This window comes from Rhodococcus sp. C26F (genome assembly GCF_053345925.1).
On the sequence record NZ_JBKFBA010000021.1, the window covers coordinates 1 to 13,756 of the forward strand.

Annotated in this window: 9 protein-coding genes and 1 pseudogene; 5 read left to right on the plus strand and 5 right to left on the minus strand. The window is 60.4% G+C overall.

Translation table 11 applies throughout. The annotated features are described in order from the left end of the window. Positions 1 to 309: 309 nt before the first annotated feature. Entirely contained in the window at positions 310 to 1,401 is a 1,092-nt protein-coding gene (locus ACLBYD_RS19305) for an IS110 family transposase (RefSeq protein ID WP_447816405.1), read from the minus strand. A gap of 323 nt (positions 1,402 to 1,724) precedes the next feature. On the opposite strand from ACLBYD_RS19305, the gene ACLBYD_RS19310 reads away from it, so the two are divergent. Both ACLBYD_RS19310 and ACLBYD_RS19315 read left to right on the plus strand, forming a co-directional pair. Beyond that, positions 1,725 to 2,495, plus strand: coding sequence for a replication protein (locus ACLBYD_RS19310; RefSeq protein ID WP_447817678.1), 771 nt, complete (start codon positions 1,725 to 1,727; stop codon positions 2,493 to 2,495). Between the two features lie 352 nt (positions 2,496 to 2,847). Beyond that, entirely contained in the window at positions 2,848 to 4,044 is a 1,197-nt protein-coding gene (locus tag ACLBYD_RS19315) for a DUF3761 domain-containing protein (protein WP_447817680.1), read from the plus strand. Positions 4,045 to 4,722: 678 nt separating this feature from the next. On the opposite strand, the gene ACLBYD_RS19320 is transcribed toward ACLBYD_RS19315, so the two are convergent. From ACLBYD_RS19320 to ACLBYD_RS19335, 4 genes and pseudogenes are all read right to left on the minus strand, one after another. Continuing rightward, positions 4,723 to 6,618, minus strand: coding sequence for a TerD family protein (locus ACLBYD_RS19320; protein WP_447817681.1), 1,896 nt, complete (start codon positions 6,616 to 6,618; stop codon positions 4,723 to 4,725). Positions 6,619 to 6,819: 201 nt separating this feature from the next. After that, a pseudogene (locus ACLBYD_RS19325) lies at positions 6,820 to 7,233 on the minus strand (very short patch repair endonuclease); the annotation flags it as partial. Between the two features lie 86 nt (positions 7,234 to 7,319). Beyond that, a complete protein-coding gene (locus tag ACLBYD_RS19330) occupies positions 7,320 to 8,639 on the minus strand; it encodes a DNA cytosine methyltransferase (RefSeq protein WP_447817682.1) in 1,320 nt (439 codons plus the stop codon). A gap of 167 nt (positions 8,640 to 8,806) precedes the next feature. Further along, positions 8,807 to 9,511, minus strand: a complete 705-nt coding sequence (locus ACLBYD_RS19335; protein WP_447817683.1) for a hypothetical protein — start codon at positions 9,509 to 9,511, stop codon at positions 8,807 to 8,809. A 97-nt stretch (positions 9,512 to 9,608) separates the two neighbouring features. Here ACLBYD_RS19335 and ACLBYD_RS19340 point away from each other — a divergent pair, with 97 nt between their 5' ends. From ACLBYD_RS19340 to ACLBYD_RS19350, 3 genes are all read left to right on the plus strand, one after another. Beyond that, a complete protein-coding gene (locus tag ACLBYD_RS19340) occupies positions 9,609 to 11,024 on the plus strand; it encodes a hypothetical protein (protein ID WP_447817685.1) in 1,416 nt (471 codons plus the stop codon). Between the two features lie 122 nt (positions 11,025 to 11,146). Next, positions 11,147 to 12,838, plus strand: coding sequence for a DEAD/DEAH box helicase (locus ACLBYD_RS19345; protein WP_447817686.1), 1,692 nt, complete (start codon positions 11,147 to 11,149; stop codon positions 12,836 to 12,838). A 109-nt stretch (positions 12,839 to 12,947) separates the two neighbouring features. After that, the gene (locus ACLBYD_RS19350) at positions 12,948 to 13,685 is read left to right on the plus strand and encodes a protein NO VEIN domain-containing protein (RefSeq protein ID WP_447817688.1); all 738 of its coding nucleotides are present in this window, start codon (positions 12,948 to 12,950) and stop codon (positions 13,683 to 13,685) included. Positions 13,686 to 13,756: the final 71 nt, after the last annotated feature.

Consider the following 13,756-nt stretch of genomic DNA (forward strand, 5'->3'; position numbering starts at 1 on the left):
CGACGGGCCGGATGTCCGACTGATATGTCGAGAAGTTTGTCAAGAGAGCAGAGTGAGGCGCCACCGGGGAGCGGCCCCGGGGACGCCTCTACGCTTCGCCACCAAGCCCTATGGTGAGCGTGTCGATAAAACGACGCGCGGTCAGACTGATATACGCGGATTGGCTACCGCAGGACGGTGTTCGGCAGGATCGCATCCGCGTGTCTAAAATCGAGCGTCGGCCCCGAGAGACCTGCTCATAGTCGGATCGCGGGTCGATCCACGCGCTTGTCATCACCGAGCTCGCCGGCGAAGCAGTTCAGGGGACGATCAGCAGTCCATCACCGCCAACGACCAGCACCAGCCCGCCAGCTCACGCGCGATCGCCACGTTCGCAATCACCGGCCGTTTCCGGCGCTCGAGGAACCCTACCCACCGGCCGTGCAGGCGACGATTACCCTCGTCACCACGGACACGGGCCGCTGCCGGGGCCTGATCCCACCGCGACCGCATCACCGCCCCGACGGAATATCGAGGTCGGTGATGCCAGGCAGCTTCCACGAGCAGGCGACGCGCATGGGTGTTGCCGGTCTTCGTAATCGACCCCTGCACCCGTGACGAACCGGACGAGTACTCCGACGGCACCAATCCGACGAACGAACCGATGGTATTGCCGGTGAACCGGTTCCAGTCGCCGATCTCCACCGCCAAACCGAACCCGGTCAAGGTACCCACCCCACGCAAACAGCACATCCGGCGCACCACCGGGGTGAATTCACTTGCGGCAGCCATCTCTTCGATCGCCGTATCGAGACGCCGACGCCGGGCCTGCATCGTGAGGACATGCTCGTAGTCGGCGTCGAACGCCATCCTGGTCGCCGCCGCGGTCAGCTGTGGTGCTGCCTCGGTGCGCAGCCATCGATCGTGCACTCCGGTCCACGCCGCTCCGCCGTAGTAGACGATGCCATGCCGCAAGAGCAGTTTCGACAGGCGGTGACGGGCCCGCATCAGATCGCCGCGGCAATCCTCTCGGGCCCGCACGAGATCGCGGGCCGCTTCCTGATCCACGGTGGGGATCGACACCGTGCAGATCTCGTCGAGTCGCAGCAACCGGGCCAGGTGTAGCGCATCTCGGGTATCGGTCTTGACTCGGTCTCCAGCCGGTTTCTGCAGTTTGGACGGGGCGGCCACTTCACACCGCACCTGCGCGTCCGTCAACGCTCGATACAGTCCGAAGCCGGTCGGGCCGGCCTCGTAGGTCACTGCTGCAGGACTCGGAAGATCCGCGATCCAGGACCGGATGTGGTCGTAGGACGGCGTCAGTTTGGTTTGGAACACTTCGCCGGTGACGTTGTCGATGGCCGCTGCCGCGACCGAACGTGCGTGCACGTCCAGTCCAACGCTCGTACGCTCGGTAAACACCGGGGCCTCCCACAATTGTCGGATAGGCCGGACAGACGGGCTTTGTCTGCTCGGTAACCCACGAATCTTGTGCGTGAGGCCTCGGCCTGGCCGAGGTGGGGCCACAGTCATCGGGGCGTCCCTCGATCATCGCGTATCCGCTCAACGCAGGCCGTGATGTCAACGTGGAGCACGCGCAGCGCAGCGAGCATGAACGACGTTGACATCGACCCCTGCGCTGAGCGCGCCCTCATCGACCGAGGGACGTACCGGCTCACCAAGAGGAGCGAAACCCCCACGAACAAGCGGTGTGTCACTCCATATCGTCTAACTGGGAGTCGAACGTGGGCCAGAATACCCTGGCTGGCGGCGTGCGTCGTGGACCGCGCCTCGCCAGCAACTTCACCATCCTCAGCAATGCCGTCATCAACGACGAGCGCTTGTCCTTCCGAGCCCGTGGCGTGCTCATCTGGTTGCTATCGAAGCCGGACGACTGGCGCACCCGGTCCGACGCGATCGCCGGCCAGTCACCGAAGGAGGGTCGCGACGCCATCCGCTCCGCCCTCCGAGAGCTGGCAGAGCTTGGCTACCTGATCCGCGAGAAGATCCAGAACGAGCGCGGACAGTGGATCACCATCCAGACGATCTACGAGGAGCCGCGCACCGGCCCGGAGCCTGAAAAGCCGACGCGCGGTCGCGCGGACAACGGTATGTCAGGCGCTCTTATCAGTACCGATGAACCAAGAACGAAAACCAACCGCACCCGGCCGGCGTCCAATGCTCCGCTCACTCCGGCCGTGGCAGGCCTGGCAGCGGCCTGCAAGCAAGCGGGATTGATGGCAACATTCGCGTATCTCAAGCCCGACGCGGCAGCTGCAATCGAGATCCTGATCGAAACCCACGGCACCGCGAAGCTGGTCGCAGCAGCCAGGGCAGTCCATCGTCCGGAGAACCCCATGAAGTACGCACAAGCGTGGGTGCGGATGTGGCAAGAATTGACCGTCCCGCGCAGCGTCCCGGAGAAGTGCGACGACTGCGACGAGTACGGATGGTTACCGGACGACGAGTATGGGCGTGCGGTGAAGTGCCGGTGCCGCGTCGCTCGCGTCGCGTAAGCAGGCTTACATCCGTTGGACCACCTCTGAGAAGCAGAATTTCAGTCTTTTCGGACATGCCGTAACGGATTTCACGCTGCCGCCGAAACAAGCAAGTGCACCGGTTCGGCGTCCATTGCCGGCCCCTATGAATTGGTATACACATGCTCTACTCCACCCCCGCGCATGCCATTCTGGCCGCGGTCATCCATACCTGCTTCCGCGTCGGGCAGGTGTAACTATGTCGACGAATCCCTCCCGAACGTCCCAACGTGATCGGGGAGCACGCACTCGCCTGGGAAAGCTCATCGCTGTAATCGCGATCGTGCTCGGCGCGATATTTGCATTGACCGGTTTCACGGGAGCGTGGGGCATGGCAGTCTTCGGACTCCTTGCGATCGCTGCGGGCGTCATGTACCTGCGCGAGGATCGCACCCGGCCTGCGCGCTACAAATGGGCGGCATGGGCCCTCATCCCCGGCTTCATACTCGCAGGCGCTACTGCCCCAGATCCCGAACCTGAGCCGGAAACGCCTACTGCCGAGCAGACTTCTGCTACTGCAGCACCGATCTCCTCCTCCACATCGACTACGACGACGCCTCCACCGGAACCGCTACCGGCACCGGCCAGTTTCGAGTTGGTCGACAGCGATGGCGCAACGCAAGCGCTGAAGACTCTTGCAACGATCAGCGTCCGCGATGAAGCACCTTCCACGCAGTTCGATCTCTCTCGTTTCGGCGAAGAATGGTCCGACGACGTGGCAGTCGACGGTGGCCATAATGGCTGCGACACGCGTAACGACATCCTCCGCCGCGACCTGACGGCCGTATCACTCGATCCGCAGTCTGCGTGCACAGTCCGTACCGGAACGCTCGAAGACGTCTACACAGGTGATTCGGTTGCCTTCGACGATGTCGTCATCGACCACGTCGTCCCGTTGGGCGATGCATGGCAGAAGGGTGCGTACGAACTCGGTGCCGAGACCCTCCGGAACCTGGCAAACGATCCTCGTAATCTTCAGGCGGTCGCACAGAGCGTCAGCACGGAAAAGGACGAGAGGGACGCTTCTGCATGGCTTCCACCGAACGAGGGATACCGCTGCACGTATGCAGCACGGCAGGTCGAGGTGAAAGCCGCTTACCAGCTGTGGACCACGATCACGGAACACCAAGCGCTCGAACGTGAATCGCTTTCGTGTGGCGGCATTGCCCCGACGACCACGCCCACGACTCCCGAGCCCGCGCCGACCACAGAGCAGTACACACCGCCGCCGGCGGCTGCGTTCGTCGCTCCTCCCCCGCCGGTCGAGATCGAACCGGCACCAGCGCCTGCTCCTGCACCTGCACCTGCTCCCGCTCCCGCTCCCGCTCCCGCTCCCGACAGTGGTTACAGCGGCGGTTGCGGAGCGAACAGCTACGTCAATGTGAACGGCAACTGCATTCCCGGCCCCGTCCAGGCGCCCACAGCTCCTGCCGGAGCATCCGCCCGATGCGCTGATGGCACGTACTCGTTCAGCCAGAATCGACGCGGCACTTGCTCGGGCTATGGTGGCGTGGACGAATGGCTGTAGGCGAGCAGGCGGGGCGGCCTGGAAGACACCAGAAGGTCCTCCCTTGCGAAGTTTCTTGACGAGGTCATAAGCGCGTGTAGGACTGGACAGCTCCGCGATTCGCCGCTCAAGTACTTCGGTAGCTTCCTGACGCCATTCGGCCTCTCGGAGTCTGTACCTGACAGATTCCGAGAGGCCGGCGCGTAAGTCTTCCCGCACGGCCAGCGAGCTCAGGACCTGATGCCCTGCTACGGCTTGGCCGACTCCGTAGGAGACTTCCAGCGTCCACCAACTGATTCTCTGAAGCGCAACCCACGCGTCGGCGGGTTCGGCGCAGACCGAGCTACGGCAAATGGGGCCAACAGTCCGCCAGCTCCTTCCACACGTTGGGGAACGGTACGAGCCCGGTATACGTATCGGCACGTTCAATCGAACAGAGCTGCACGACGAACGTCTCGCAGGACTTCGACCACCCATTTCGGACACCTGGATGGTCTCGAGATCTCATGAGAGGCCGCCGCGAGCGTGCTTACCGCCGTGATCGATGACGAACCCGAGTGCGGTGCGGCAATCGGAAACCGTTGCGAGCCCGCCGGAGAATTCAGAGCTGACGCAAAAGTACCCCGTCGCGTACCCGTGCATCGACAAGGTCCAGCAAACTAATGGATGGATCCCTGCCTTGCCTTGCGTCACTCCTATTCACTTGACATCCACCCCATACCGCGTTGCCAGAGCATCCAAGCCACTGTCGTAGCCCTGGCCGAAGGCACGCAGGCGCCACCTGTTCGCCCGGCGATATACCTCGCACAACACCATTGTTCGTTCCGTTGTACCTGCGTCAAGAACGAATTCGGCCTCCGGCTGCTCGGATGCCTCCACCTTCACGGCTACCGGACCCAGCTGGCCGAAGGTCGCTGTTCCCTCAATGGCTGCGGCAATTGCAACCTTGACACAGCTGTCCGGCAACGCGTCGAGATCTATATGGATACTTTGCTCACAATTTCCATCGACGGTGAGAGCCATTGCCCCGTCGTCCCTACTCGAGAAGTTGTAGAAGACGAAATCCTCGTCACAAGTCACCGAATCTTCCTCGGTCAGCATGAATCCGACGATATCTACGATAATTCCCTCACGCGTCGAATCTGCACGCCAGGACGCATGGATGCTCACCTGCGTATCGTCCATGTGGAGATCGACAACCTCGCCTGCGGCAAGCGACCGAACACCTGGCCTGCGCTGCACGATGTCCGAGTGCACAGTTTTATTCTCGGAGGCCTCCTTCAGGTCCTCTGGTGTCAGGACGGGTAGCTCACGGCTTCCGATCGCGACCGTCTTGCGATGCCTTCCGTCGCCATCGAGGACAAGCAGATCTGTTACCGCAGCCGAGAGGTTGATCGCGGGGATGCCCCCCACTCGCGCAATTTCCGAACGCATTGCTGCCGCGTCTTCATGGGTTCCACCGATCACCAAAATGTGGCGGTTCTGCCATGAATTATCCACGAGGCTCGGTACAGTCGGCTGTTCTGCAGGGGACGTGGGGACTGGGTCCGCTGAGGCGCCGACGTCGATGGGATCAATTCCCGCTGTCTCTATGAGCTGGCCAGAATCCGCACCCTCTGAACTCGCTTCATCGATCGCGGACAACGCAGTCCATCCATCCTGCTCCGGTTTCGCTCGCGGAATTCCCGGGAGAATACTTTCCAATAAGCGCTCTAATGTCTTTTCCGGAATGACACTGATTCCATCGTCCAGCAATCTGGAGACTTCTGCAGAGCCGGAGGTTCTATCATTGCAAATGACCAGACCTACATGACTTCCGGCAGTGCTCATTACATCGAGCCCGGCCAAAGCCAGCCTTCGCTCGAGGGCATCACGTGGGGCCTCCGTGGCGCCGATGATGGCAATTTTCGTTCCCTGCACCAAGCCGACCTCGGGGTCGAATCTTCCAGGATTGACCCACGGGCACGGTACCCGGCGGGACAGCCTCGGTGCGCCAGCTTTATTCGTCACGCAGTCGACGACCGGCAGTGGGAGCGCAAGGGAGTCGGCCAGCCCTACGGTCGAGAGAAACACTCGTGCTACAAGATCAGCTTCGCCGCGCATCTTGTCCCCCATCGGGCGCGGTTCGATTCCCCAGTGTTCGGCCAGGGACATCAGCCGGAGATTCGGTACGTCCAATTCAAGGCGCCGCGACAGCGTACGCACACATAGACGCGACACGATGGGGTTGGCAATGTCGGCTCGACGGAATTCTCCATCCAGAAAGCCGTAGTGGGTGCTTGCGTCATACGCGACGAGCGTCCGCCCATCGAGCAGATCGATCACACGATCCATTACATCCTCGAAGTGTGGAGCTCCCACGAGTCGATCGCGTAAACGGTGGTGCAACGAAGCGAGGCCAAGGTCGGGTCCCGGATCGATAGCGGTGACGTACTCATCTTCGACTATCCCGTCGCCGCCGAGTACAAGGATGCAAAGACCAATCACTCGATCCGAAGTGAGACGTGTGCCCGATGTCTCCACATGCGCGACTGCCCATCGACGCCCCTCGGACAACCCCGCGTCCCCCGAGGCGAGGGCTTCGATGTGGCGCATGCGGCTACCTTCCTCCCGACCGTCAGAACCCGGAGGATCGCAATCTCCGCGGATAACGTCCACCATCGAGTCCCACTACCATCCGGACCATCGGACCGCAGTATCCTACCGGTTCAAATCCAGAACCTCAGCGCTCCTACCACCTTTAGTTTCGCGGAGCTGCCCTGACATTGCTCGCTGATTTCCCTTAAGGCTTGTCGTTCATCTCGCCGCGCCGCTCGAGCGCTGCAGCGCCTGCTCAACCAACTCCATTGCGTGATCGAGAGATTCATGCTCCCATACCCGAACTACAGTCCACCCTGCAGCAGCGAGGAGCTCATCGGCCTGCCTGTCACGTTCGACGTTTCTCAATAGTTTTGGAGACCAGTACCATTCGTTCACAGTGGGCTGCCTTCCATGGATAGGACACACGTGCCAGAAGCATCCGTCGACGAAGATCGCAATCTTGCGGGCAGTGAATACGATGTCCGGCCGGACTCGAGATGCTCCCAAGTCGAGCCGGTAATCCTTTCGGAAACGGTAGCCCTTGCGATGCAAGGCACTCCGCAACCGCACTTCCGGTTTCGTATTGGACCTGCGAATAGCCCGCATATTCCGCGACCTGCCAGCGTCGCTCGCGCGGGGGTAGGCTCCACGCCCCCCAGCCTTGCCAGGGGGCGTGTTCGCTCCATTTCGACCCATCTCCAACGAGCTTACACCGATTAACTGATCTTGGAACGATTCAAGGCGAAAAGCTCGTGTCTCATGTGAGATTCTTGCCCGACAAACCCAAGAAATTCGCCCAATTTGAATGCGAGCGTGCCGGTCGATCGTTCAATCGTCGCGATTTCGAAGTCCCTTGAAAGATTGGCAATTCGACGTTCCACTTCCGGAGCGGCGATAAAAATTTCACTCTTCGAGAGCCGCGCGCAAATTTGATCGACAGTCAACGGCTGTACAGAACTGCGCAAGAGCTTATAGATCGGATCGTGGACAACATCCACGTCCTCGATGAGTTTGCGACGTGTTCCAGCCTTGAGAAGGGCGTCTCTTATCGATACGCCGAGCGCTTTGGCCACCGGCGGAGGAAAGGCGTTCCCGATCTGACGGTAGACCGACGTCTTCTTACCCAGGAATTCCCATCCAGCGAATTCTCCGTACCATCCCTGGATTCGGGCTACCATTTCATTCGTCAGCTTCGGGCCCGGTTTCCCTTCCGGAACCATCCATCCTTCGCTCGGCGCCGCGTCAGCCACACCCATTGCATCTACGCCCAGTTCCGCCCAGGCGCGCTTTGCGCGAGTCGGTCCGAGATCTGCACCACCGTGCTTCTTCGACCCACCTACGATCGTCGGAGCGATTGTGTTGGCCTTACGCACCCATGCGTCTACGTGGGCGTTATCCCAACCGTTCGCTCCCATGAGGTCGCGCAGTACTTCGCCGACCGTGGGCGCAGGGCCTTCGATGGGCTCCGGCCAGGAAAAATATTCCGCGTACTCCGGTTGAAGGGCTATCAGCACAAATCGCGGTCGAAGCTGCGCTACGCCGAAGTCGGACGCGTGCAGCAACCTCCATTCACCGATATAGCCGTACTCTCGCAGCTGGTCGAGAACGTGTTGCCGATAGGCCGAAAACCGGTTTCCACTCAGCCCACGAACATTCTCCAGCAAGAGGGCCTTGGGCTTCATCCGTCCGCACATCTCGACAGCCCATGCAAAAAGGTCGCGCTCATCGTTCGCACCGAGCTGTTTTCCCGCGATGCTGAAGGGTGGGCAAGGCACTCCCCCTGCGAACAGATCGACCCCTAGGTGCTCAGCCGGATCGAGCACGGACGGGTCTGCCGCGTCGCCGACCTTCACGATCTTGCCGGGGTCGGAAACAAACTTTCCCAGGTTGTGAGTGAGAGTAGCTGCAGCATGAGGGTCCAGTTCGACCGCTAGACGATGTGAGAACCCTGCCCGTTCCAGACCGAGCGACTGCCCACCGGCACCAGCGCAGATCTCGATGACCTCAAGCTCTCCATCCCGAACCGACCCCGACATGCATACTCCTTCCAGGTGCTGGATACGGGACGAGCCGCCACCCCAGCAGCAGAAATTCGACACCGCGCCGTCTCTCCAGCTACTGGAGCGGAACCCTTGGGCCACCCGGCTCAACTCGCTAGCGGCGAGTCTAGAGGGCATCTAGGACAGGACTCCCTGGTGCACGCTCAAACCGGCCGGTTCTCCTCTGGTACGACTACCGAATGCACCTCCGCGCGCGCATCAGCCGGGAGCCTTCGGTACGCGGTCCACGCTCGTTCCAACGGAGTTTGGCCTCGTCGCCCACGCGCCACCCAGCGCCTGAAACGCGCCTGGTCGACGGGGTCCAAATCGCGATACTCCACGATCACTTCATCGACGCTCGAGACTTCCCCGCTTCGACCCGACGCACAACGATTGCACACCGTGACAAGCATCTCGTCGCTTTCCCCCGAGAGGGTCAGCGTCGATCTCTTTGTCACTGACAACACCGCTACCTGACCAGGAGCATCTGCGAATCCTTCACCACCAGCGATTCCGCACGTTGTGCACTGGAAGCCGTCCCGCTCAAGGATCGCCTGCCGTTCTTTGGCGGGGATCGCCTTCTTCGTCGCAGCAGCCCGGGCGGCTTTGTCCCACACAGGCACGCCGGCAGCGACGAACCGCTGATCCTCTGCTGTCAGACTTGCGTCCTGGGTATAGGTGAGGATCTTCCATCCGTATGCCCGTAGATCGCGGATTCGACGATCCACCTGAGCGACGCCCGGAAACGCCTTGCGAAGCTGGTCCTTGGTGAAAATGTTGCCTTCACCGACCTCTTGAACAAGCCAAAGCGCACCTAGCACCATCGTCCCGTGGTTGTTGGACGGATCATCCCACCTCGGAATCGCCATGCGACCCCCTTCAGTCCCATATGCCCCAGCGAGCTCGTCCGCGGGGCCTGCAATGATGTCTCCCTAAAGATAACTTCAGCGTTCTGGAAGGGTCCCCATGGCATCGAAGTTCGGCGTTCCTCCGGAAGGCGACAAGATCCGCTCGCTCGTCACCGAGCGGCTCGCTGTGGCCAGACAGGAAGACGGAGCCAAAGTCACGGTTGACTGGCGTGGTCAGCAGAAGCACCTCAACGTGATCACCATGCCCGTCGGAATGCTCTACTTCAATCCCGACACTCACCGGATCCGGGCACAGAGAACACTCGATGCAGACCTCAACAGGATCCTCGACGAGAGCCCTTGGAGTGAGGACGCCCAGCACTATCTCCACAGGCTTCTGAGCGCTAAGCCCGCCGATCCGACGCAGCTCGACCCCGACTTCATCACTCTTCGCGAAGAGCTCGATGAGTTCGGGCAGAAGGAACCCGGAATCATCACTCCCGACGGCATCCTTGTCGACGGAAACACCCGATGCGCAGCTCTTCGCGATCTCAGCGTGACGAACATCCGCGTGGCCGTCCTGCCGGAAGATACCTCGCGAGCCGACGTCAACGCGGTCGAACTAGCGCTCCAGCTGCGCCGAGATAAGCGCCGTGACTACTCGTACATCAACCGTCTCATAGCGATTGAGGACCAACTCGCAGACGGTCACGCGCAGGATGATATCGCCAGAACCTTCAATATCAAGGTCTCGACTCTGAAGAAGGACCGTTGGGTCTTTCAGCTCATCAACGATGCTATCGAGAGAAGCCGTTCGGAAGATGGTGCGACCGCCCTTCGCCTCATCGACTTCGAAGATCACCAGGAGAAGCTTCGAGAGCTTCAACGCGACTACGAGAAACTGTCGAAGACTGATCCTGACGGAGCGGAGCGCCTGAAGGAATCCCGGCTGCAGATGGTGCTTCTCAACCTACCGAAAACGACCCTACGGTTGGCGGAGGCCGACTTCCACGAGCGCTATCTGGAAGGTCGCCTCAAAGGCGAGTTGGTGCCCGAGGTGGCAGAGCCGACTGCCGTAGTAATCCCGGGTCTGACCGGCGTTACCGTCGCAGATGCCGAGAGCGACGTCAAAAAGGTGCGCGCTCTCACCGACAAGCTCCTTCGTGCGAAGGCAATCCTCGAGTCATCCGGGCCGTCAACCACGGCATCCGAGGTGAAAACGGCCGCGAACCTGATCGAGAACGCCAAGGACACGTTCAGTACCGCCGCAAAGCTGGCGGGCCAGTCCGCTCAGCTTCAGAAGCGTCAGATCGCTGTGCCGGAGCGAATCTCTGACGCAACCGAGCACATCCAGCAATGCGTCCGCGAATTTGCGGACGCGAAATCGAAGAATGCTCTCGACGAAGATGCATTCGACGATGCCTTGCTCACGTTGCGCGATAGCCTTGCTCGTCTTGCCCTCCAAGCGGGCCGGACCTTCGAGTCACCTGGAGACGGTGTGAATTGGCTCCTGACCTCCACGCAGACGCGATGACCTCGACTTCTGTACACAGTCTCCAGCTCCTGTTCGGTGACACTGCAACTCAGGCCCACCTGCGTGCCGGGGCAGGTTTCGAACCGTACCTCCGGAAGCTCTCGCTGAGGTTCAGCTCCGCAGTGCAGAAGACTCCGTCTCTACTGGAAGTAGAAATTGACGAGTTACTGACGAACCTCGATGCACTTGCCGGCTGGCCCGAAGCCTCCAGCGTGCATTGGGATCCGCAACTTGCGAGCTTGGCCTCCGACTCGGTGGCTGATTCTCAAGCCGTCAAGGCTCGTCTCGACAGCGGGCTTCCGCCAGAACAGATTGATCTGGACGCCGCATTAGGAGAGGGATGGATCGCCAACCTCACCGAATTCCAGCGACGCGATATCCAGAAGTTGCTGCTTCTTCGACATGGTGCAAACTTTTCTGTGCCGGGCGCCGGAAAGACCCGCGTCGGGCTAGCCGTTTTTCAGGCCCTACGCAACACGAACGGGATTGAGCGTCTGCTCATCGTCGGGCCGAAATCCTGCTACGAGTCGTGGCAGAACGAGAATCGCGAGTGTCTCGCTGCGCCGATGAATATGAAGGTGTACTCACAGCGGATCGACCCTGCGGCCGACGCGCTGATCATCAATTATGAGCGGTTGGGATCGGCTGTCAACGATCTCAGCGGCTGGCTGACAGCGCGCCCCTCGATGATCATTCTCGATGAGGCTCACCGCATGAAACTCGGAGCCGACGGCGTTTACGGTTCAGCTTGTCTCGCGCTTGGCCCACGCGCACGTCATCGGTTGATCCTGACCGGTACGCCAGCACCTAACGGCGCCAAAGACCTCGAGAATCTATTCGGCTTCGTCTGGCCGGGTCATGGCCGTCGTAAAGTCACTCAGGCAGTAGCCGGCGGCGACCTGGCACATGCAAGTCAGGCACTGCGACCGCTCTTCACCCGCACGACCAAGCATGAACTGGGCCTTCCCCCGGTCAACCTGGCTATCCGGCCGATAACATTGACCGGACTGCATCGAGAAATCTATGACGCTCTCATCGGGCACTTTTCAGCGCGGGCCACGGGGTACGAGTCCGACTTCGAAGCGCTCGGGCGTGTTCTGATCTATCTGATGATGGCTGCTACCACGCCGGCACTGCTAGCTGTCGGAGCTTCGCCTCACGAGCCGGTGGAAGCCCGAGTGCCGTCGCTTCAAGTGCCCACCGATGCACCATTGTTTCAGCTGATGCAAGATCTTCCGGCTTACGAGATGTCCCCGAAGTATCAGGAAGTCCTGTCGATTGTCGCCCAGAACGCCGCCCTCGGACGCAAGACATTGGTGTGGTCGACATTCATCCGCAGCATCAACACCCTCGAACACATGCTGTCCGCGTTTTCGCCGGCCGTCGTTCATGGGGGAACGAAGGACCGCGACGCCGAAATTGCACGCTTTCGCCACGATCCCGATTGCATGGTTCTGATCTCGAATCCCGCCACTCTAGGCGAGGGAATCAGCCTGCATCATCACTGCCACGACGCCGTGTACGTCGACCGTGATTTTGCGGCCGGGCGGTTTCTTCAGAGCCTCGACCGGATTCACCGGCTCGGACTCGCAGAAGGAACTGAAACACGTATCACAGTTCTGTCGGCCGAAAAGACTATCGACGACGTCGTCGAGAAGCGTCTTGCAGACAAGCTCTTGTTCATGGGAAAAATCCTGGACGATCCGTCCGTGCAACAGCTTGCCGATCTCGAAGAGGAGCCCGCAGTCGGTTCGGAGATGGACAGAAACGACCTGAAAGCACTGATCGGTCATCTGCGTGGCGATTCCCCCTAGTCCGATCCTGCGAGCGGCACTGAGGTGGCTCGAGTACATTCCTGCAATCGGGGTTACTCGCAGCCGCCTCATGTTCGTCTCTCATTCCGATTTCAGCGACATAGCGCCAATGCAGTACGACCAGGGTTACGAGTGGCTTCGCGAAGTCGGCTTACTAGGAAAGGGAGATCCTGCGAGTCCGGCTGCACATCGCATATTCGATGCCGCTGTTCTGCATGGTCAACCATTTTGGCTACGGGACGCGGACGATCTGATCGGAAGCCCAGACGACCTTCCAGAGGACGCAACACAGGCCGCAAGAACGCTGAATATCGATGCAGAGGAGGCATTCTCACGGATTTCCTCAATATGGAGGAAAGTAGATACGGAAGAGCGTGCCCGCATCGGGTCAGCCGGGGAAGCGGCGTTGCTCGAACTTTTGCGAAGCACTACCTCGGCGAGAATCGAGCACGTCGCGGCTTGGTCGGATGCTCACGGATACGACATCTCAGCAACTGCGCCCGAATATGAACTCCACCTCGAAGTCAAAAGCACGAATCGACGAGGAAGAACACAGTTTTTTCTTTCACGAAACGAATACGAAGTGATGCGACGAGATCCGCGGTGGCGACTCGTCTCGGTTCGCCTTGACGAGGAACTGAAAATCATCAATATCGGCGTCGTGAGTAACTCGTTCATAAAGGCAACCGCACCCCTTGATCACAATCCGCTCGCTCGCTGGGACTCAGTTCGCCTCATCGTTCCAGACGTCCAGATCGAAGAGGGACTTCAGGAATTGGCTTCTCTTGCCCTCAGCGACGCACCAAAGGAACGTCGTCGACTCATTCTTGGCACCGAGAACGAGTAAGGGGTGCCCGCCAGATGCAGAGGCCTCAGACGACGTTCGGAAAGGCCGGATCGTCCGACTAACCCACGGCC

Excerpts from the sequence above, each read along its gene's own strand:
- ACLBYD_RS19315 (WP_447817680.1), top strand. The coding sequence starts at position 2,848 with ATGGCAGTCTTCGGACTCCTTGCGATCGCTGCGGGCGTCATGTACCTG.
- ACLBYD_RS19320 (WP_447817681.1), bottom strand. The coding sequence starts at position 6,618 with ATGCGCCACATCGAAGCCCTCGCCTCGGGGGACGCGGGGTTGTCCGAG.
- ACLBYD_RS19330 (WP_447817682.1), bottom strand. The coding sequence starts at position 8,639 with ATGTCGGGGTCGGTTCGGGATGGAGAGCTTGAGGTCATCGAGATCTGC.
- ACLBYD_RS19335 (WP_447817683.1), bottom strand. The coding sequence starts at position 9,511 with ATGGCGATTCCGAGGTGGGATGATCCGTCCAACAACCACGGGACGATG.
- ACLBYD_RS19340 (WP_447817685.1), top strand. The coding sequence starts at position 9,609 with ATGGCATCGAAGTTCGGCGTTCCTCCGGAAGGCGACAAGATCCGCTCG.
- ACLBYD_RS19350 (WP_447817688.1), top strand. The coding sequence starts at position 12,948 with ATGCAGTACGACCAGGGTTACGAGTGGCTTCGCGAAGTCGGCTTACTA.